17 protein-coding genes, 1 other RNA gene and 1 pseudogene are annotated in these 20,827 nt (G+C 69.5%); all 19 read right to left on the bottom strand.

Annotated elements, in window-relative coordinates; translation table 11 throughout:
- Positions 1-38: 38 nt before the first annotated feature.
- Positions 39-1,046, bottom strand: coding sequence for an anthranilate phosphoribosyltransferase (gene trpD, locus VMJ70_08520; GenBank protein HTO91159.1), 1,008 nt, complete (start codon positions 1,044-1,046; stop codon positions 39-41).
- Positions 1,043-1,633: an aminodeoxychorismate/anthranilate synthase component II gene (locus VMJ70_08515; GenBank protein ID HTO91158.1), complete on the bottom strand. Its 591-nt coding sequence runs from the start codon at positions 1,631-1,633 to the stop codon at positions 1,043-1,045. Before VMJ70_08515 ends, trpD begins: the two co-directional genes overlap by 4 nt.
- Positions 1,630-3,096, bottom strand: a complete 1,467-nt coding sequence (gene trpE, locus VMJ70_08510; GenBank protein HTO91157.1) for an anthranilate synthase component I — start codon at positions 3,094-3,096, stop codon at positions 1,630-1,632. Before trpE ends, VMJ70_08515 begins: the two co-directional genes overlap by 4 nt.
- Positions 3,093-4,787, bottom strand: a complete 1,695-nt coding sequence (recN, locus tag VMJ70_08505; protein ID HTO91156.1) for a DNA repair protein RecN — start codon at positions 4,785-4,787, stop codon at positions 3,093-3,095. The genes trpE and recN overlap by 4 nt, the downstream gene beginning before the upstream one ends.
- A 15-nt stretch (positions 4,788-4,802) precedes the next feature.
- Entirely contained in the window at positions 4,803-5,684 is an 882-nt protein-coding gene (locus tag VMJ70_08500; GenBank protein ID HTO91155.1) for an NAD(+)/NADH kinase, read from the bottom strand.
- Positions 5,681-7,573: a 1-deoxy-D-xylulose-5-phosphate synthase gene (dxs, locus tag VMJ70_08495; GenBank protein ID HTO91154.1), complete on the bottom strand. Its 1,893-nt coding sequence runs from the start codon at positions 7,571-7,573 to the stop codon at positions 5,681-5,683. Before dxs ends, VMJ70_08500 begins: the two co-directional genes overlap by 4 nt.
- A pseudogene (locus tag VMJ70_08490) lies at positions 7,570-7,980 on the bottom strand (divergent PAP2 family protein). Before VMJ70_08490 ends, dxs begins: the two are co-directional and overlap by 4 nt.
- A gap of 144 nt (positions 7,981-8,124) precedes the next feature.
- On the bottom strand, positions 8,125-9,033 hold the full coding sequence (locus VMJ70_08485; GenBank protein ID HTO91153.1) for a polyprenyl synthetase family protein: 909 nt from the start codon (positions 9,031-9,033) through the stop codon (positions 8,125-8,127).
- Positions 9,030-9,335 (bottom strand): exodeoxyribonuclease VII small subunit, encoded by a 306-nt coding sequence (locus VMJ70_08480; protein HTO91152.1) that lies wholly within the window; start codon positions 9,333-9,335, stop codon positions 9,030-9,032. The genes VMJ70_08485 and VMJ70_08480 overlap by 4 nt, the downstream gene beginning before the upstream one ends.
- Positions 9,325-10,692: an exodeoxyribonuclease VII large subunit gene (gene xseA / locus VMJ70_08475; protein HTO91151.1), complete on the bottom strand. Its 1,368-nt coding sequence runs from the start codon at positions 10,690-10,692 to the stop codon at positions 9,325-9,327. Before xseA ends, VMJ70_08480 begins: the two co-directional genes overlap by 11 nt.
- A gap of 16 nt (positions 10,693-10,708) precedes the next feature.
- Complete coding sequence (locus VMJ70_08470; GenBank protein ID HTO91150.1) at positions 10,709-12,424, bottom strand: TIGR00282 family metallophosphoesterase; 1,716 nt, start codon at positions 12,422-12,424, stop codon at positions 10,709-10,711.
- A gap of 7 nt (positions 12,425-12,431) precedes the next feature.
- On the bottom strand, positions 12,432-13,994 hold the full coding sequence (rny, locus tag VMJ70_08465) for a ribonuclease Y (GenBank protein HTO91149.1): 1,563 nt from the start codon (positions 13,992-13,994) through the stop codon (positions 12,432-12,434).
- Positions 13,995-14,051: 57 nt separating this feature from the next.
- A non-coding RNA gene (gene ssrS, locus VMJ70_08460) (6S RNA) lies at positions 14,052-14,242 on the bottom strand.
- A gap of 27 nt (positions 14,243-14,269) precedes the next feature.
- Positions 14,270-14,572 carry a cell division protein ZapA gene (locus VMJ70_08455; protein ID HTO91148.1) on the bottom strand — a complete coding sequence of 101 codons (303 nt, stop codon included), beginning with the start codon at positions 14,570-14,572 and terminating at the stop codon, positions 14,270-14,272.
- A gap of 111 nt (positions 14,573-14,683) precedes the next feature.
- Complete coding sequence (locus VMJ70_08450; protein ID HTO91147.1) at positions 14,684-14,983, bottom strand: hypothetical protein; 300 nt, start codon at positions 14,981-14,983, stop codon at positions 14,684-14,686.
- Entirely contained in the window at positions 14,980-17,391 is a 2,412-nt protein-coding gene (gene pheT, locus VMJ70_08445) for a phenylalanine--tRNA ligase subunit beta (GenBank protein HTO91146.1), read from the bottom strand. Before pheT ends, VMJ70_08450 begins: the two co-directional genes overlap by 4 nt.
- A 19-nt stretch (positions 17,392-17,410) precedes the next feature.
- A complete protein-coding gene (locus VMJ70_08440; protein HTO91145.1) occupies positions 17,411-19,240 on the bottom strand; it encodes a DUF885 domain-containing protein in 1,830 nt (609 codons plus the stop codon).
- Between the two features lie 8 nt (positions 19,241-19,248).
- Positions 19,249-20,415, bottom strand: coding sequence for a phenylalanine--tRNA ligase subunit alpha (pheS, locus tag VMJ70_08435; GenBank protein ID HTO91144.1), 1,167 nt, complete (start codon positions 20,413-20,415; stop codon positions 19,249-19,251).
- Positions 20,412-20,768 (bottom strand): 50S ribosomal protein L20, encoded by a 357-nt coding sequence (gene rplT / locus VMJ70_08430; protein HTO91143.1) that lies wholly within the window; start codon positions 20,766-20,768, stop codon positions 20,412-20,414. The genes pheS and rplT overlap by 4 nt, the downstream gene beginning before the upstream one ends.
- Between the last annotated feature and the right edge of the window lie 59 nt (positions 20,769-20,827).

The following is a 20,827-nucleotide window of genomic DNA, read 5'->3' as shown; positions in this document are numbered from 1 at the left end:
CGGCCTCCTATCCCGCGTTGAAACGCACGGCGCCGGGCCTAGCCACGAAAGGACGCCAGCTCGGCGAGCTTGGCCGCCGCAGCGCCGCTGTCGATGGCGCGGGCGGCGCGCTCCACTCCGGCTTCGAGCGAGGGCACAGTGGACGAGACCATCAGAGCCGCAGCGGTGTTGAGCAGCACGATGTCACGTGCGGCGCTCTTCTCGCCCCCCAATACCGCGCGCACCTTGGCGGCATTGACCGTCGCATCGCCGCCCGCAATATCGCTGCGATCGGTGCGCGCGAGTCCCAGGCTCTTCGGATCCACTTCGAACTCCCTCACCTTGCCGTCGCGCAGCTCGGCCACGTGCGTGCGCTCGAACACCGTCAGCTCGTCGAGGCCGTCGCGGCCGTGCACCACCCAGGCGCGCTCGCTGCCCAGCCTCTGCAGCACCTCGGCCGCGGTCCGCACCAAGTGGTCCGAGAATACGCCCAGCAGCTGCATGCTCGCTCCGGCGGGATTGGTGAGCGGCCCCAGAATGTTGAAAAACGTGCGTACGCCGATCTCGCGGCGGGGAGCGCTCGCATGGCGCAGGGCGGCGTGATAGTTGGCCGCGAACAGGAAGGTGATGCCGGCGATGTCGAGCGAGCGTCCGGCGCTCTCGGGGGTGAGATCGATGCGCACGCCCAGCGACTCCAGGACGTCGGCGCTGCCGGTGCGGCTCGACATCGCGCGGTTACCATGCTTCGCCACCGCCACGCCGCACGAGGCCGTCACCAGCGCCACGGTGGTCGAGATGTTGAAGGTGCCGGAGTTGTCGCCGCCGGTGCCACAGGTGTCGAGCAGCGGGCTCCGGCGGGTGCGGATCACCGGCAGCCGCTGCCGCATGGCCTGCGCCATGCCGGCGATCTCCTCGGGGGTCTCCCCCTTCATGCGCATCGCGATCGCCAGGGCCGCGATCTGAGACGGCGTGGCATCGCCCGCCAGGATCTGCTCCATTGCCGCTCGCGACTGCTCCTGGGTGAGATCCTCGCGCATCACCGCGCGGCCGATCGCGGACTGGATCACGCGCGCACGCTCTTCTGCTGCCGGCAGAGGGTCAGGAAGTTCTCGACCAGCTTGAGCCCCTGTCGGGTGAGGATGGACTCGGGATGGAATTGGACCCCCCAGGTCTCGTGCTGCTTGTGGCGCATGCCCATGATCTCGCCCTCCGGGGTCCAGGCCATCAGCTCGAGTACCTCGGGCAGGCTGTTTCGCTCGACGATCAGGGAATGGTAGCGCGTCGCCTCGAAGGGATTGTCGAGCCCGGCGAAGATGCCGCGGCCCTTGTGCAGGATCGGGCTGGTCTTGCCGTGCATGATCCGCTCGGCGCGGATCACCCGTCCGCCGAACACCTCGCCGATCGCCTGATGCCCCAGGCACACGCCGAGAATCGGAATCCGGCCCGAGAGTGCTCGAATCGCGTCCTCGGTGATGCCGGCATCCTTCGGCACCCCCGGACCGGGCGAGATCACCAGGCCCTGAAGACCCTTCCTCTCGAGCTCGGCCGCCGTGATCGCGTCGTTGCGCCACACCTCGAGCGTCGCGCCCAGCGAGCCCAGGTACTGGACCAGGTTGTAGGTGAACGAATCGTAGTTGTCGAGAACGCCGATCACCGCACGCCCCGCTCCGCGCGCTGAATCGCCAGCCACAGCGCGCGTCCCTTGTTCATGGTCTCGTTCCACTCGCCTTCCGGATCGGAGTCGGCCACGATCCCGGCGCCCACGCCCCAGTGGGCCTTGCCGTTGGAGTACACCAGGGTGCGAATCGCGATCGCCAGGTCGAGATTGCCATGGTAGTCGAAATGGCCCACCGCCCCGGCATAGATGCCGCGCCGCACCGGCTCCAGCTCCTCGATGATCTCCATCGCCCGCACCTTGGGCGCGCCCGACACCGTGCCCGCCGGAAAGCAGGCCCGCACCACCTCGAGCGGCGTGAGTTCGGGGCGCGCGCGGCCACGCACGTTCGACACCAGATGCATCACCTGCGAATAGCGCTCGACCACCATGTACTCGTTGGTCTCGACGGTTCCGAACTCGGCCACGCGGCCGACGTCGTTGCGGCCGAGGTCCACCAGCATGACGTGCTCGGCGCGCTCCTTGTCGCTCGCGCGGAGCTCCTCCTCCAGCGCGCGATCCTCGTCGGCGTTGCGGCCGCGCGGGCGCGTGCCGGCGATCGGCCTCACCTCGACGGTGCTGTCGGTTCGCCGCACCAGTACCTCGGGCGAGCTGCCGACGATGCACAGCTCGCCGAGCCGCAGAAAGTACATGTACGGAGAGGGATTGGTCACCCGCAGCGCGCGATAGCCCTCGAACGGCGGCTGCGAGACCGCCGCGCTCATGCGATGGCTCAGCACCACCTGGAAGATGTCGCCGGCGCGGATATGCTCCTTGGCGGTCTCGACCGACTTCATGAAGCGTTCCCGCGGCGTCGTCGATTGAGGCTCGCTCGCTTCTCCCCAGGCGGGCGGTTCGATCCACGCCATCGGCTTCCTCAGCCGCTCGACCTCGGCGTTGATGCGCCCGACCGCGGCGTCGTAGGCGGCATCGGGATCGGATCCGCCGGCAGCATGGGTCACCACCTTCAACGTGTGGGTGAGGTTGTCGAAGACGCTCACCACGTCGCCGAACATGAAGACCGCGTCGGGCACCGGAAATTCGTCGGCCGCCCGAGTGGGCAAGCGCTCGAACCAGCGCACCGCGTCGTATCCCAGGTAGCCCACCGCCCCGCCGCAGAACTTGGGCAGGCCTGGCAACGGCACGGCCTGATTGGCGCGCAACAGCTCGGCCAGCTCTTCGAGCGGCGCCCGCGCGAGCTTCGTGACCTTCCCGTTCTCGTGCAGTTCGCAAGCCTGGCCGCGCGCGATGAACACCCGCGAGGGCCGGCTGCCCAGCAGCGAGAATCGCCCCCACTTCTCGCCACCCTCGACGCTCTCGAGCAGGAACGAATAGGCGCCGTCATCGATCTTTCGGAACGCGGAGACCGGTGTCTCGTGGTCGGCGAACACCTCGCGATACACCGGCACCAGTTTTCCGGTGCGCGCGAGGGCGTGGAATTCGGAGCGGGTCGGAACGATCATCGCGCCGCCGCGCGCGCCGGCGACAGCAGCTCGCGCGCCTGGCGGCGGGTGGTCTCGGTCACCCGGTCGCCGGCCAACATGCGCGCCAGCTCTTCGACGCGTTCGGCGCCTTCGAGCCGGTCGACGCGCGTGACCGTGCGGCCCTTCTCCGCGCGTTTGAACACGCGCACGTGCTGGTTGCCGAGGGCGGCGATCAGGGCCAAATGGGTCACGCACAGGATCTGACGGTGCTCGGCAAGCCGCCGGAGCCGCTCTCCGACCGCTTGCGCGACCGCACCGCCGATTCCGGAATCTACTTCGTCGAAAACCAGAAGGTCAACCCGGTCACGGGCTTGCAGCGCGCACTTGAGGGCCAGCATGACCCTCGACAGCTCGCCGCCCGAGGCGATCCGAGGCAGAGGGCGGGCGGCCTCGCCGGGATTGGGCGTGAAGCTCATCTCCACCCGCTCGATCCCGTTGGCGTGAAACGTCGCGCCCTCGGGTTCCCGCGGGGTGGTGACGAATTCGAGCCGCGCGCTCGAGAATCCCAACGGCTTGAGCTCCCTGCTGATTGCCGAGGACCACTCGGCGGCCGCCGCCCGGCGCTCCGCGGAGAGCGCCCGGGCGGCGCGCTCGCAGGCGGCGCGAGCGACACGCTCTCCCTCCTTCGCGCGGGTCAGCGTCGCTTCCGCGTCCTCGCCGGTCGAGAGCTCGCCGGACAGCTCGTCGCGCCAGTCGAGCAGCTCGGGCACCGAGCGGCGATACTTGCGGCACAATCGCGCGATCAGCGCCCGGCGCTCCTCCACCTGTTCGAGCGCGCCGGGGTCGGCCTGCAGGCGGCTGGCGTAAGCGGCGAGCGCGCGCGCCGCCTCGTTGGCCGAGATGGTGGCTTCGCGCAGCGCGGTCAGCCGCTCCTCGAGCGAGGGATCGAAGCCCGAGGCCTGCTCCACGGCATGGAGCGCCCGGCCCAGCCGGTCGGCGGCGGCGTTCTCGTCGTCGATCAGCTCGGACAACGCGCCGGCGACCAGCTCGCGAAGCCGATCCGCATGGGCGAGGCGAGCGGCTTCGCGGGCGAGGATCTCCTCTTCCCCGTCCTCGAGGCGCGCTCCGTCCAGCTCGCGCGCCGCCTCCATCAGGTAATCGCGCCGCTCGGCGTAGGTGCGCAGCTGCGCTTCGAGGCGCTCGAGCTCGCCGCTGGCTTCCCGCCAGGCCGCCAGCGCCTCGCGATAGGCGTCGCGCTCGGATTCGAGGCCGGCGAGTCGATCGAGCGCCTCGAGGCCCCCTTCCGGGCGCAGCAGACTCTGGTGCTCGTGCTGGCCGTGGAAATCCGCGAGCCGCTCCCCCAGCCTTTGCAGCGCGCTCACCGTCACCGCCGACTGGTTGACGACCGCGCGCGAGCGGCCGTTCGGTTGCACCTCGCGGCGCACGATCAGGGTCTCGCCGTCGAATTCGACCCCCCACTCCGAGACGAGGTTCGCGATCTCCGCGGCGCGTTCGGCATCGACGCGGAACTCGCCCTCGACCACCGCGGCGCGCGCGCCCTCGCGTACCGAGTCCGGATCGGGCTTTCCGCCGAGCAGCAGCGAGAGCGCGTCCACCAGCAGGGTCTTGCCGGCTCCGGTCTCGCCGGTGACCACGTTGAGCCCCGGGCCGAGCGTGATCTCGGCGCGTTCCACCAGGGCGAGGTCGGTGACGGACAATCGTTCGAGCATGGTTCAGGCCGCCGGTTACATGCTTCGCTTGCGGCTCCCCTGCCAGCCGAGCTTGCGCTGGAGCGCGCTGATGAAGGGCCGCTCGGGATTCTGGAACACGCGCACGCCGCCCGCGTCGAGTCGCACTCTCACTTCGTCGCGCGCGTGCAGATCGGTCGAAACCTTGCCGTCGAGCACCAGCACCATGCGCTCGAACGAGCCGATCACCCGCAGCTCGAGCTCGGCGTCGGCGGGAAGCACCAGCGCGCGGCTGCCGAGCGAATGGGCGCAGATCGGTGTCACCACCATGGCTTCGACTTCGGGAGCCAGCACCGGCCCGCCGGCCGAGAGCGAATACGCGGTCGAACCGGACGAGGTCGCCGCGATCAGCCCGTCGGCCACCAGGTGGCCGAGATCGTGGCCGAGCGCGCGCAGCCGCAGGTGGATGGCCGAGACGCCGCCCGCGCCCTTCACCACCGCGTCGTTGAGCGCGACGCCACGCATCACCGTCTTCCCGCCGCGCCGAACCAGCGCGCTGACCAGCCGGCGGCGCGACAGCGGCCAGTCGCCGGCCAGGACGTGGTTCACGGCGCGATCGAGATCGCGGCTCTCGGCGATGGTGAGGAAGCCGAGCCCGCCGAAGTTGACGGGCAGCAGCGACGCGGTGCGCCCGGCCAGCGCGCGCGCGCCGCTCACTGCGGTGCCGTCGCCGCCCAGCGTCACCAGCACCTGGCACCAGCGCGCCAGCTCGGGGAGCGGCAGGCCGTCATCGCGCCGCATGCTCGAGGCCAGGCGGCCGTCGAGGCGCACCTCGATGCGGCGCCGGGCGAGTCGCCTGGTCAGCGCCAGCGCCGCGCGTCGCACGCCGGCGCGGCCGGTGTGGCCGAGGATGCCGACGCGGCGAATCCGCGCGCTCATATGTACTGGCGCTGGGAGGCGCGAATCCAGTCGAGGGTGCGGCGGGCGATGCCGGCGGCGTCGAGGCCGCAGCGGCGCAGCAGCTCATCGCGTTTGCCGTGCAGCACGAATTCGTTGGGGATGCCGAGCCGCAGTTGCGGGGTCGCGGACAGGTCGAGCCGATCGAGGCACTCGCTCACCGCGCTGCCGAAGCCGCCGGCGATGACGTTTTCCTCGATCGTGACGATGCGTCCCACCGAACGCGCGAGTCCGCCGATGGTCTTTTCGTCGAGCGGCTGGGCGAAACGCGCATTGACGACCGTCACCGACAGGCCCTGCTCGGCCAGCAGCTCGGCCGCCAACAGTGACGGAGCGACCATGGCACCGAGGGCGATCAGCGCGGCGTCTCCACCGGCGCGCAGCTGCTCGGCGCGGCCGATCTCGAGCACGCGCGGCTCGCGACGGGGCAGTGCCTCTTCCGGGATCGGCGAGCGCGGATAGCGCACCGCGATCGGCGCGTGACCCTCCCACATCGCGGCGGTCCAGAGCATGTCGCGCAGCTCCTCGCCGTTGCGCGGCTGCATCACCACGGTGCCGGGGATCATGCGCAGGTAGCCGACGTCGAACACGCCGTGCTGGGGCGCGCCATCCTCGCCCACCAGGCCGGCGCGGTCGATGCACAGCACGATCTTCAGGTTCTGCACGGCAGCGTCGTGGATGATCTGATCGAAGCCGCGCTGGAGGAACGTCGAGTAGATGGTGGTGAGCGGCACCATGCCCTCGGCGGCCAGCCCGGCCGAGAACGTGACGGCGTGCTCCTCGGCCATGCCGACATCGAAGAAGCGGTTCGGAAACGCCCGGGCGAACGCGCTGAGCCCGGTGTTGTCGGTCATCGCGGCGGTGACGGCGACCAGATTGGGGAGCGCTTCGCCCAGCTTCCTGGCGGTCTCGCCGAACACGTGTGAATAGGTCTTCTTCGCGCCCTTGGATGCCGTGCCGGTGTCGGGATCGAACACGCCGACGCCGTGGAAAGTGGTGGCGTCGGTCTCGGCTGGCGCGTAGCCGCGTCCCTTGCGGGTCAGCACGTGCAGGAAGACCGGCTCGTCGAAGCGCTTGAGATCCGAGAGCGTCTCTTCGAGCACGTCGAGATCGTGACCATCGATCGGCCCGAAGTACTTGAAGCCCAGCTCTTCGAACAACAGTCCGGGCAGCACCAGGTTCTGGAGCCCCTCCTTCACCCGGCGGGCGCCTTCGCGCGCGCGCAGCGCCTTGGGCAGCTTGCCGAGCAGCTCGTACACGTCCTGCTCGAAGCGGCGGTAGATGCGGCTGGTGGTGAGCTTGGTGAGGTAACGGTGGATCGCGCCGATGTTGGGCGAGATGCTCATCTCGTTGTCGTTCAGGATCACGATCAGGCGCTTCTTCAGCTCGCCGGCATTGTTCAGCCCTTCGAACGCCATGCCGCCGGTGAGTGCGCCATCGCCGATCACGGCGATCACGTGGTGATGCTCGCCCTTCAGATCGCGCGCCACGGCGAAGCCGAGGGCCGCCGAAATCGAGGTCGAGCCGTGGCTGGTGCCGAACGGATCGTGCTCGCTCTCGGCGCGGCGCGGATAGCCGGCGATTCCGTCCCACATGCGCAGCGTGCCGAAGCGCTCGAACCGCCCGGTCACCAGCTTGTGCGGATAGGACTGGTGCCCGACGTCCCAGATGATCTTGTCGCGCGGCGAATCGAAGATGCGATGGAGCGCGAGGGTCAGCTCGACCACACCCAGATTGGGCGCGAGGTGGCCGGCGTTGCGGGCCACGGTCTGGATCACCTCGTGGCGGATTTCGGTCGCGAGCAGGGCCAGCTCTTCGCGGGAGAGCTTCTTCAGGTCGGCTGGAGAGTGAATCCGTTCGAGCAGGCTCATCCGAACAATCGATCCCAGGTCAGGGCGCTGGCGACGCCGAGCAGAGCGCCGATCAGCACCTCGAACGGCGTGTGGCCGAGCAACTCCATCAGGCGCTGCGTCCCCGCGTGATCCTCGAAGTGCTCCTCGATCAGGCGGTTGAGCACCGCCGCGTGCCGGCCTGCCGCGCGCCGCAATCCCGCCGCATCATACATGACGATCAGGCTGAAGAATAGCGTCACGCCGAACATCGTCGAGCGGAAGCCTTCCTGCATGCCGACCGCGGTCGAGAGCGCTGCCACCGATGCGGCGTGCGAGCTCGGCATGCCGCCGGTCTCGACGAAGCGACGCAGATTCCAGCGGCGTGACGAGAAGTAGGCCCTCAGGCCCTTGTAGGTCTGGATCAGGAAGCCGATGAGGAGCGCGAGCCAGAACGGTTCCGTGGTGCACCCTCCTGCTCAACCTGGGATGGCGGCGAAAATCGCCGGCCACGATACGGAGACGGGCGCGTCAGGGCAAATGCCGGTGAGTCCGATGGAACTCGGGGTCGGCGAGCGGTCCGGATTCGCTCTTCAGCGCTTGCGCGCGGCCAGCGCCGCGACCAGTTGCCGCAGCTTCCGCGCCCGCGGGCCGAGCGCGGCGAGTCGCTCGGCGATCGTGACGTGGAGCGACGCCGCGTCGGCCTCGGCCTGCCGCTGCCCGACCGCGCGCGGCCAGGTCGCTTTGCCCCGCGCCGCGTCGGTGCCGCCACGCTTCCCCAGACGCGCGAGCGTCGAGCCGGCGTTCAACAGATCGTCCTGGATCTGGAAGGCCAGCCCGAGATCGAGCCCGAGATCGTGAAGTCCGGCGATCATGGACTCGTCGGCGCCGCCGGCGATCGCGCCCATTGCGAGTGAAGCGGCGATCAGCGCGCCGGTCTTGCGGAGATGGATCTCGGCCACGTCGTCGCGCGTGACGCGCCGGCCCTCGGCTTCCACGTCGAGGGCCTGCCCCTGGATCAGCTGATTCGCCCCCGCGGCTTCGGCCAGCAGGCGGATCGCAAGCAGCGCGCGCGTCGGCTGGCGCCGCGCGAGCGGCAGGCGGGTCAGCTCCTCGAACGCGAACGCCAGCAGCGCATCGCCGGCCAGCACGCCGAGCGCCTCGCCGAATTTCTTGTGCGTGGTGAGGCGGCCGCGGCGATAGTCGTCGTCGTCCATCGCCGGCAGATCGTCGTGCACCAGCGAGAATGCGTGCACGCACTCGACCGCGGCCGCGGCCGGCAGCGCCTCCCGCCACGAGCCGCCTGCCGCCTCGCTGGCGGTCAGCACCAGCAGCGGGCGCGCGCGCTTGCCGGGAGATAGCGCGGCGTACCGCAGCGCGTCACCGAGCTTGCCGTCCGGCGAAGCGTGCGCGGCCAGCGTCTGGCGAAGATAGGAATTGAACGCGGCACGCAGCGTGGCGAGCGAGCCGCGAGAGCGCGGAGCGGCGGCCGCCGCGCTCAAAACGGCAACTCGCCTTCGGAGGGCTTGCCGCCGCCCGAGCGCCGATGGGGCTCGCCCGGCGCCTCGTCGGTATCGGCGGAATCCGCCAGGCCCAGCTTTTCGATCCGCTTCTCGGCCTGCTCGAGGGTCTGAGTGAGTTTTTTCGCGAGCGCCATGCCCTTCTCGTAGTGGGCCAGCGATTGGTCGAGCGAGAGGGCTCCGCCCTCCAGCTCCTCGACGATGCGCTCGAGCTCGCCCATGGATTCCTCGAAGCCCGGCTCCGCCGATTCGTCCGGCGGCCGGGCGGCCTTGTCACGCGCCATGCGTCCCTCCCGCGCGCACCTCGGTGACGCGCGCATCCGCTTCCCCTCGCGCGAACTCGATGGTCAGATCCTCTCCCACTCGCAGCCCTTGCGCGACGCGCACCAGCGTACCGTCGGCCGCGCGCACCAGGCAATAGCCCCGTTCCAGGACGCGTTTCGGTGAGAGGGCGCGCAGCCGGTGCATTCCGGCCTCGAGCTGCTTGCGCTTCTGGAATACCAGCGTCGTCATCGCCGTGTGCATGCGATCACGCTCGGCGAGCACGGCTTCGCGTCGCTCGGCGATCGCGCGCCGCCACTGGCGGAATGCATAGCGATCGATCGCGGCCGAGAGTCGGTCGCGCGCCGCGCGGAGCTCGGTCGCGAGCGCGGCACGCAGGCGATCGAGCAGCCCGTCGAGACGCTGCTCCCAGGCCCCGAGCAGATCGCGATGGCGGCGAAAGCCGTACTTGCCGGTGAGCGCGGCAAGCTTCTGCTGGCGAACCTCGATCGCTCGCCGGACGCCGCGCTCCAGGCGCTCGCGCAGTTGCCGCACGTGGCGCGAGACCTCGGCGCGGTCGCGCACCGCGATCTCGGCGGCGTTGGAGGGCGTCGCGGCGCGCACGTCGGCGGCCAGATCGGCGAGCGTCCAGTCCACTTCGTGGCCAACCGCCGAGATCACCGGGATGGCGGAGCCGGCGATTGCCCGCACCACCGCCTCTTCGTTGAACGCCCACAGATCCTCGAGCGATCCGCCGCCGCGCCCGACGATCAGCAGATCGACGTCGGCCCGCTGGTTGAATCGCTCGATCGCCGCGGCGATCTCGGGCGCCGCGCCCTCCCCCTGCACGCGAACCGGCGCCAGCACGATCTCGATCGCCGGCCAGCGCGCCTGGAGCACCTTGACCATGTCCCGCACCGCCGCCCCGACCGGCGAGGTGACCAGGCCGATGCGTTTCGGATACTGCGGAAGCGGGCGCTTGCGGGCCGGATCGAACAGGCCTTCGGCGGTCAGGCGTCGCTTCAGCTCCTCGAGGGCCAGCAGCAATGCGCCCAGACCCCCCGGGCGCATCTCCTCGACCACCAGCTGATAGCCGCCGCGCGGTTCGTAGACGCTGATCGCCCCGAACGCTTCGACTTCGGTGCCGTCGCGCGGCTCGAAGCCGAGCCGCCCCGCGCTGCCGCGCCACATGACGCAGTTGAGCAGCGCCTCCTTCCCCTCTTTCATCGCGAAATAGAGGTGGCCGCTCTCGGCGCGCTTGAAGCCCGAGATCTCGCCCCGCACCCACACCGCCGGGAAGGCTTCGCCGAGCGTCTCCTTGATGAGACGGGTGAGGGCGGCGACGCCCAGAATCGATTCGCGTTCGGCCGACACCGTCATGCGGACTCCGAGTCGCTCAACCGCGCGCGGCGGCCCCGGCGCGCGCGGCTTGCCGCTCGGCGGCCAGCAGCGTGTTGGCCACGACCATCGCCACGGTCATGGGTCCCACGCCGCCCGGAACCGGGGTCAGCGCGCCGGCCACTCGCGAGACCGTCTCGAACTCGACGTCGCCGGTGAGGCGGTGCCCCGACTTGCGCGACGGATCGGGAACGCGATGGATGCCGACGTCCACCACCGTCGCGCCCGGCTTCACCCATGCGGAGGTCACGGCTTCGGGCCGGCCCATCGCCGCCACCAGCAGATCGGCTTCGCGGGCGAGCGTTTTCAGCGCGGGGCCGCTGGCGCTGTGGCCGAGCGTCACCGTCATGTCCACGCCCTTCTGCGAAAGCAGCGTCGCCAGCGGGCGACCCACCACGTTGCTGCGCCCGAGCACCACGGCGTGCCGGCCCGCGAGTGGAATCTGATGGTGGCGCAGCAGCTCGAGGATGCCGAGCGGCGTCGCCGGCGCCATGGCCTCGAGGCCCTGCGCCAGCCGGCCCGCGTTGAGCGGATGGAATCCGTCCACGTCCTTCACCGGCGGGATCGCCTCGAGCACCGCCTGCGGCTCGGCCGGAGGGGGCAGCGGAAGCTGCACCAGAATGCCGTGAACGCTGGAATCGTCGCCGAGGGCGCGCACGCGCTCGACCACCGCGGAAGTCGGGGTGCCGGCCGGGAGCTCGACGCGCCGCACGTCGATGCCGACCTCGGCGCAGGCGTCCGATTTCCTCGCGAGATAGATGCGAGACGCGGGATCCTCCCCCACCGAGACCAGCGCGAGGCGCGGGATGACGCCCTGCTCGCGCAGGCGCTGAACACCGACCCGCGCCCGCGCGCGCACCGCAGACGCCGCCTGATCTCCGGACAGGGCTCGCGCCGCGCCCGACCCGGCGTGCGCCGCCGCCCCGCTCTCGTGCAGCAGCTCGATCCAGCGGATCGAGGCGGCGCGGCCGGTCGAAGCGTCCACCTCGAGCAACACGGCGTTGAGTCGAGGGTCTCCCGCCGCCGGCACCAGGCGCTCGGGCAGCCCGGTCAGGAAGCGCCGGAGCGCGGCGGTGCGATCCATGCCGATCACCGATTCGAAGCCGCCGGTCATGCCGGCGTCGCACTGGAACGCGGTGCCCCTCGGGAGCACGCGCGCATCGGCGGTGGCGACGTGCGTGTGAGTGCCCACCACCGCGCTCACGCGGCCGTCGAGGTGCCAGCCCATCGCGATCTTCTCGGCGGTGGTCTCGGCGTGGAAGTCGACCAGGATCACGCGCACGCCCTGCTCGCGCAGCGCCGCCACCGCGCGATCGGCCGCGGTGAAGGGGCTGTCGGCCTCCTTCATGTAGACGCGCCCGAGCAGATTGACCACGCCGATCGAGGTGCCGTCCAGGCCCTGGAACACCCGCCAGCCCTGCCCGGGAGTGCCGTCCGGGAGATTGGCCGGGCGTACCAGCCGCGTTTCTCCGGCGATGTAGTCCATCGAGTCGCGCTTGTCCCACAGGTGATTGCCGCCGGTCAGCGCGTCAACGCCGGCGCTGAACAGCTCCTTCGCGGTCTCGCGGGTGACCCCGAAGCCGGCCGCCGAGTTCTCGGCGTTGCAGATCACCAGGTCGAGCCCGTGGCGCGCGCGCAGCCCCGGCAACAGTGCGGTAACCACGTCGCGCCCGGGCGAGCCGATCACGTCGGCGATGAAGAGCAGTTTCAGCACGCTTGCCTCACTTGGCGTAGTCCACGGCGCGCGTCTCGCGAATCACGGTGACGCGAATCTGCCCCGGGTATTCCAGCTCCTTCTCGATGCGCCGCGCGATCTCGCTGGCCAGCCCCTGAGCGCGGGCGTCGTCCACCCGGCCATGCTCCACCATGATACGCACCTCGCGCCCGGCCTGAATCGCATACGATTTTTCGACGCCCGGAAACGCGCTGGCGATCTTCTCGAGCGACTCGAGACGCTTGATGTAGACCTCGAGACTCTCGCGCCGCGCGCCCGGCCGCGCGCCCGAGATCGCGTCGGCGGCCGAGATCAGCACCGGCCACAGGCTGCCGCCCGCGTAATCGTCGTGGTGGAAGCCGATCGACTCGAGCACCGGCTGCGGCTCGCCGTAGCGCGCCGCCAGCTCCATGCCGAGCGCGGGATGGGTGCCCTCGTGATCGTGGTCGATGGCCTTGCCGATGTCGTGCAGCAGGCCTCCGCGCTTCGCCATCTTCTGATCCATGCCGATCTCGGCCGCCATCATTCCGGCCAGGTGAGCCACCTCGATCGAATGGCGCAGGATGTTCTGCCCGTACGAGGTGCGGTACTGGAGCCGCCCGAGCACGTTCTGCAGCTCGGGATGGATGCCGTGCACGCCGACCTCGAGGCAGGCGTTCTCTCCCAGCTCGCGGATCTTGTTCTCGACCTCGACCTTGACCTTGCCCACCACTTCCTCGATGCGGGCCGGATGAATGCGGCCATCGGCCACCAGCCGCTCGAGCGCGATGCGGGCGATCTCGCGCCGCACCGGATCGAATCCCGAGAGGATCACCGCCTCGGGCGTGTCGTCGATGATCACGTCCACGCCGGTGATGATCTCGAACGAGCGGATGTTGCGACCTTCGCGGCCGATGATCCGGCCCTTCATGTCGTCGCTCGGCAGGTGAACGACCGATACCGAGGATTCCGAAGCGTGGTCACCGGCGTAGCGCTGGATGGCGAGCGTCAGGATCTTGCGGGCCTCGCGCTCGGCGTTGCGCTGCGCAGAGTCCCGGATCTCGGCGGTGCGCCGCTGGGCCTCGGCACGGGCCTCGTTCTCGATCCGACCGATCAGTTCGGCGTGGGCCTCCTCCACCGTCATGCCGGCGACCCGTTCGAGACGCGCGGTCTGTTCGGTCATGAGCCGCTGAAGCTCGCCGCTCCGCTCTTCGACCGCGCCTTCGCGCTTCGCCAAGTCCTGCTCGAGGCGCTTGAGATCCCGATCCTTCTTCTCGATCAGCTCGACGCGGCGGCCGAACGCGGCTTCCTTCTCTTGAAAGGCGCGCTCGCCGGCCAGCTGGTCGGTGCGCGCCTGCTGGGTCTCGCGCTCGACCTGCTGCTTGTAGCGCAGCGCCTCCTCGCGGCCCTCGAGCACCGCGGTGCGCTTGGCCGACTCGGCCTCGCGCTGGGCCTGCTCGAGCAGCGCCTTGGACTGGCGCTCGGCGCTCTGCATGCGGCTCTTCCCCAGCGCCGCGCGTACGCCGAATCCCACGAAAAAGGCAACGACGGCACCGATCCCGGCGCCGCCGATCAACAGGGTCTGGTTCATCACCTGTCCCCCGAGCCACGCCCCCAATCGACGGGTGGGCGGGACTCCAGGCAGGGAATGTTCCCCGCCAACTGCCGTGTGCCCGGGGTTCTTGAGACCTGGATCACCAGGTGGGCGATCCTTACGACCGGGTCGGCTCTCCGCCGTCCCAACCGCGGACGGGGCGCGGCGTCGCCGGCCACCGGAACACCCATTTGTATTTCTGTTGGTTCAAGAACTGCGTGGCATCACGAGCACGGCAGGGAATTCTTCGAAACGGGCTCCTCCATCGTCTCTCAGGGCGTCGGGCTGTCCTCGAGCAGGCCGTCCAGCACCGCGTTCAAACGGGCGGCACGATCGTTGAATGTTCGTTCACGAGTCTCGCGCTGGGCGCGCTCCTTGAACAGCTCATCGGCGATGTTGAGAGACGCGAGGATGGCCACCTTGGACAGCGAGGCCACCGGCAGTTTCTCGGTGATCTCGCGCATCTTGCGGTCCACGTATGCCGCCACTCCGAGGATGTACTCCTGATCAGCCTCTCCACGGATCGTGTAGCTGTGGCCGAAGATCTGGACCTGCACCAGGTTCTTTGGGTCCATGGTGTCCCCGCGTCGTTGCTCTTCCCCGCATACCTATTGTTTTCGGTTTTCGGCGCGTGAGCGCCGCTATGAACACCGCGAGCCGTAAGGGCCTCGCGGAAGTCGAGTCGATCAGGCTTCGAGCTTTTCCAGCTTCTTGATGAGCGTTTCGATGCGGTGGGCGACTTCGCGCCGCTCGCTCATCCATTCCTTCTGCTCGCGTTTGAGCGCGGTCAGCTCCTGCACCAGCGCGACCGGGTCCTGCCCCTGCAGCTTGTGGTGCGTGTCCTGGGTCTTCGAAGCGAGCTCGTCGCGCTCGCGCTCGAGCCGCGCGCGCTCGTCGCGCAGCTGCTGCACCAGCGCCGCAGCGCGCTCCACGCGCTCCGCCAGCCGGTCGAGGTCGGTTGCCGTCATCGTCGAAGTCTCGTTCATCGTGTCCTCAACTGGCCGCCCATCTCCCTGGCGACGGCCGCCACCATCCGATCCTGGAGGTCCTGGATCTCGGAGTCCGCGAGTGTGCGCTCCGGATTCTGGAAGCGCAGCGCGTAAGCCAGCGAGATCGGACCCGTGGGGTCCTTTCGATACACGTCGAACAACTCCACCGATGCCAGCCACGGCCCGCCTTCCCGACGCAGGATGTCCTGAACCGCGTCGTTCTGCGCGCCGGCCGGAAAGAAGAACGCCAGATCGCGTCGCACCGCCGGAAACCGGCTCGGCAGGGACAGCCGGGGCGCGGCGAGGACCGCAGCCGCCGAGGCATCGAGCCGGCTCACGAACAGATGCACCGGGACCTCGATGTCCCAATCGCGGAGCAGTGCCTGGCTCAGCGTGCCCGCCCATCCGATGCTCGAAGCGCCGCTCGCAACCTCAGCGCTGGCATCAGGTTTCCAACCAGGCGCAGCATAGGCGCGCCATCGAGGGGTGTCAACGCGCATCTCCTCGAGCCACGCGTCCCACAGCCCGCGTGCGTCGTCGAAGTCCACCGGCTGCTGACTGGCGTCGTGCGCGCGCGCCCAGCGCGGACCGATCACCACCGCCGCCAGCAACGGGCGCTCCTCGGGAAGCTCGCCCGCTCGCGCCAGCGCGCCGTTGCCGATCTCGAACAGTCGCACCGACTCGACGCCCTGTTTGAGATTGTGCGCGCACGCGCGCAGCAGGCCGGGCACCAGATTGGGACGCACGATTTCGCTCTCGCGGCTCATGGGATTGGCGAGTCGCACCAGGCGCGTCGGATCCTGGCCGAGCAGCAGCGCGGCCGCCACCGCCTCGCGCTCCGAGACCAGCGTCGTGCACCACGCCTCGTGCAGGCCGCGCGACAGCATCGCGGCGCGCGCCGACTCGATGAATCGTTCCATTTCGGTGCGCCGCGCAAGGGCGCCGCGCGATTCGAGCGGCACGTCGGGGATCCGGTCGTAGCCGTGCGCTCGCGCCACTTCCTCGACCAGATCGTCTTCCTGCGTCACGTCCACGCGCCACGATGGAACGGTGACGCGCAGCGGATCGCCCGGCTCGGCGCCGAATTCGAAGGTCTCGAGCAGCCGCTTGCTCTCGGCGCCGCCGATGTCGACGCCGACCACGCGCGCGACGCGCGGCGCGCGCAGGGTGAGCGTCTTCCGCTTGCCCTCGGTGTGATTGCGCTCGCGCGCCGGCCCCATCCCCACGTCGGAGTCCAGCTCGCGCAGCAGCGCCAGGAATCGCGCGGTCGCGATCGGTGGCATCTCGGGATCGGCGCCGCGCTCGAAGCGCTTCGAGGCCTCGGTCGCGATGCCGAGCGCGCGCGCGCCGCGCCGCACGCGGCGCGGATCGAAATAGGCGACCTCGAGCAGCAGCCGGGTGGTGGTCGCGGTCACCTCGGTCGCCTCGCCACCCATCACGCCGGCCAGAGCCACCGGGCCTTCGCGATCGGCGATCAGCAGCACTTCGGGATCGAGTGCGCGCTCCTTGCCGTCGAGCGTGGTCAGCCTCTCCCCCGCCCGCGCCCGGCGCACGCGGAGCTGAGGGCCCTTCAGCCGGTCGAGATCGAACGCATGCACCGGCTGGCCGAGCTCGAACAGGATCCAGTTGGTGAGATCCACGACGTTGTTGACGCTTCGCTGCCCGACGCTCTCGAGGCGGCGGACCAGCCACGGCGGCGCCGGTCCGATCTTCACACGCTCGATGACCTGGGCGATGTAGCGCGGGCACCCTTCGCGATCCTCGAGGTCGAGGTCGAAGTCGGCGCGCCCCTGCCAGCGCGCCGCGAAGCGCGATTGCGCCGCCGGGGTCCAGCGTCCGCCGAGCGCGGCCTTGACCTCGCGCGCCAGCCCCACCACGCCCATCCCGTCCGGGCGATTGAAGGGAATCTCGACCTCGAGCACCGAGTCGGGAGGCCCGAGCAGCTCGGCCACCGGCCGGCCGGGCGTGAGGAGCGCCGGATCCTGAGTGAAGGTCCGGAGGTCGAGGATCCCGCTGTGATCTTCCGAGAGCTGCAGCTCGCGCGCCGAGCACAGCATCCCCTGGCTCTCCTCGCCGCGGATCTTGCTCGCTTTGATGACGACGCCGTCCGGCAACTGCGCGCCGATCGTGGCGAGCGGGGCGATCATGCCGGCGTGCACGTTGGGGGCGCCGCACACCACGCGCTTCTCCCCCGCGCCGGAATCCACCCGGCACAGGGACAGGCGATCGGCGTTGGGATGCTTCTGCACTTCGAGCACGCGCGCCACCACCACGCCCGGGAACTCGCCGCCCCGGCGCTCGACCCCCTCGACGTAGAAGCCGCGCCGCGTCAGGGCGTCGGCCACCTGTTCGGGCGTGGCGTCGAGCTCCACCCAGTCGCGCAGCCAGGCGTACGAGAGCTTCATGGCGTCAGCCTCTCCCGGATCAACCCCGGCGTGCCGCGCCGGAGGCGGCCAGCTCGCGGTCGATCCAGTCGTTGACCACTCGGTCGAGCAGCGTGAGCGGCAGCGAACCGTGGGTCAGCACCACGTCGTGGAACTTCTTGATGTCGAAGCGGTCGCCCAGCCGATTCATGGCGCGCTCGCGGAGCTGGAGGATTTCGAGCTGGCCGACCTTGTAGGCGCAGGCCTGCCCCGGCATCACGATGTAGCGCTCGATCTCGGTCACCACCTCCGCCGTGTCCATGCCGGTGTTGGCGAGCATGTAGTCGATCGCCCGCTGCCGAGTCCAGCGGTCGCGGTGGATGCCGGTGTCCACCACCAGCCGCACGGCACGGAACAGCTCGGCGCGCATGGCGCCCAGCGAATCGTAGGCGTCGTGGTGGAAGCCTTTCTCGAGCGCCAGGTGCTCGGCGTACAGCGCCCAGCCCTCCGCGTAGGCGGTGAACGGGAGCACCTTGCGGAAGAAGGGCTCGTCCTTCAGCTCCTGAGCGATCGAGATCTGGAAGTGATGCCCGGGAATACCCTCGTGATAGGCGAGGGTCCGCATGTCGGGCCTCCGAGTCTCGGCGGGATTGCGCAGGTTGGCGTAGAACACGCCGGGTCGCGAGCCATCCAGCGCGCCCGCGCTGTAGTACGCCCCCGGTGCGGTCGCTTCCTTGAAGGCCGGCACCCGCTTCACCTCGAGTGGCGATTTCGGACGCGCGTCGAACAGCGAGTCGCAGCGCTTGCTGGCGTCGGCGAGGATCTCGCGATAGCCCGCCAGGATCTCGGCGCGCCCGGAGTCCCCGGCCGGGAAGCCGAAGCGCGAATTCCGGTTCATGTCGAGCAGGCGCGCGGCGAAGCTTCCGCCCTTCAGGCGCACCTGATTCATCAGCGGCAGCATCTGGCCCTGCAGGCGCGCCACTTCCCTCAGGCCCAGCGCATGGATCGTATCGGCGGGCATGTCGGAGGTGGTGAAGCGATGGAGCGCGGCGTCGTAAAAGGCATCGCCGTCGGGCAGCTTCCACACCCCGTCGTCGTCGGTGGCGCGCTGCTCCTGACCCTTCACCAGCGTGATCATCTTCTGGTAGGACGGCACCACCACCTCGGCGATCTCCTGCTCGAGCTTCGCGCGCAACTGGTCGCGCTTCGCAGGATCGAGGCCGCGAATCGAGTCGGTGCCGGTCGCGAAATGCGTGTAGAGCAGGTTCCGCTCGGGCGGGCTGTCGATGAACTTCTCCATCTGGTCCTGTACCTCGAGCAGCACGAAGCGCGGCGGCAGAATCCCCTTCTTCTCGCGCAGCTCGACCCTCTGAACGGTCTGCGTCACCGCCGGGCCGAACGCCGCCACCCGGCGCACGTAGGACTCGGCGTCGCGCGGGGTCTTGAGCGGCTGGAGGTTGAGCATGAAGTCGGGCAGCTCGCTCTGGAAGCCGAACATCTGGTTGAGCGGGTAGCTGTAGGCCCGGAAGCGCGCGGTCTTCACCGCGTCGGTCAGGAACCAGTCCATGACGTCGTAGGAGAGCTGATCGTCCGGCTTCATCTTCCTGCGATCGTAGCGATGCAGCCGCGCGAGATTGTCCTCGGCGAGTTTGAGATCGGCGTCCTCCCCGGCCGGCGAGTAGTCATCGAGCCGGTCGCGCCAGTTGCCGAACGGGACGCCGTTGAGCACGCCGAGCTGCGTGATCAGCTCCGGATGCCGCAGCGCGTAGGTGATGAAGACACGCGCGTAGAAGTGATTGATCGACCACGGCTGGAACCACACCGTGGGTACCACGAACACGGCACTGGCGACGATCAGAAGCGAGAACAGCCCGATCAGGAAGCGCTTCATCGGCTCTCCTAGAATTGGCTGAGGAAGCGGACGTCGTTCTCGAGGAACAGCCGAATCTCGGGAATGCCATGACGCAGCATCGCGATGCGCTCGAGGCCCATGCCGAAAGCGAAGCCCGTGACCTGCTCGGGATCGAGCCCCACGCCGCGAAACACGTTCGGGTGCACCATGCCGGCGCCCAGCACCTCGAGCCAGCCCGAGCCCTTGCAGACGCTGCAGCGCCGCGTGCCGCCGTTCTCCTTCACGCGGCCCTCGCCCCCGCAGATCACGCACGACACGTCCATCTGGCAGCCGGGCTCGACGAACGGGAAGTAGATCGGGATCAGCCGGGTGCGGACGTGATCGCCGTAGATCGAGCGCGCGAAGGTGTTCAGCGTGCTCTTGAGATCCGCCATGCTCACGTCACGCGCCACGAACAGGCCGTCCATCTGGTGGAACTGGTCCATGTGGCTCGCGTCCACCTGTTCGGCGCGGAACACGCGCCCCGGGAACACGAGCCGGAGCGGCAGCCGGCGCTCCCCGCGAGCCGCCTCCTCCATGGCGCGGATCCAGCCCGGCGAGGTGTGGGTGCGGAGCACGACTTCGGGGCTCACGAAATAGGTGTCGTGTGCGTCGCGCGCCGGGTGGTCGGGCGGGAAGTTGAGCTTGGTGAAGTTGTAGGCGTCGTACTCGATCTCGGGGCTCAGGTAGACGCTGTAGCCGAGCCCGTGGAACAGGTCGAGCAGATCGTCGCGCACCCGCGCCAGCACGTGCCGCCGCCCGATCCAGGGCTGGCGTCCCGGCAGCGTCACGTCTCGCGCGCCGGCCGCCTCGGCGGCGGATTCGAGCGCGAGGCGGCGGGCGTCGTGGATCTCCGAGAGCCAGCGCTTCAGCAGATTGAGCCCGCGCCCGCGGATCTTGCGCTGCTCGACGGTGAGCTTCGGCAGCTCGGCGAGCGCCAGAGTCACCGCGCCGCGTTCGCGTCCCAGCAAGTCCACGTGGCAGCGTTGCAGACTGGCGGAGTCGGGCGCACCCGCAAACCACTGAGCGCCCAGCCTGTAAATGCGCCCGAGCTCGGGGTCGAGAGCGTCGAGCTCGGCGGCATGCTCCTGATACTGGACCGCAAGAGGCCCAGGGTCCGCGCCCGGATGCTGCGCATCGAGAACGCCCGAGAGATCGAGCGGTTGCGCGCTCACGCCACCGCCGACTTTGCCACCTCCGCCAGCTTCGCGAACGCGGCGGCGTCGCGCACCGCGAGGTCCGCCAGCAGCTTCCGATTGACCTCGATGTTGGCGCGCTTGAGGCCCGAGATCAGGGCGCTGTACGAGAGACCGTTGATCCGGGCCGCGGCGTTGATGCGGGTGATCCACAGGCGGCGAAAATCCCGCTTGCGGGTGCGGCGATGCTCATAAGCGTACTGCCCGGCGCGCTGCCCGGTCTGCAGCGCGGTCTTGAACAGCTTGCGACGTCCGCTGTAGTTGCCCTTGGCGGCTTTGAGGACCTTGCGCCGGCGTGCGCGGGCGGGGACGACGGTTTTCGAGCGAGGCATGGCGAATGACCCTTTCTAAAGACGACGCGCGCGGGGAGACGCACGATCGCCGGATCGTT

Source organism: Candidatus Sulfotelmatobacter sp. (assembly GCA_035498555.1).
Taxonomy (GTDB): domain Bacteria; phylum Eisenbacteria; class RBG-16-71-46; order RBG-16-71-46; family RBG-16-71-46; genus DATKAB01.
The sequence above is the reverse complement of the archived record's forward strand: the minus strand, read 5'-3'. Positions and strand labels throughout refer to the sequence as shown.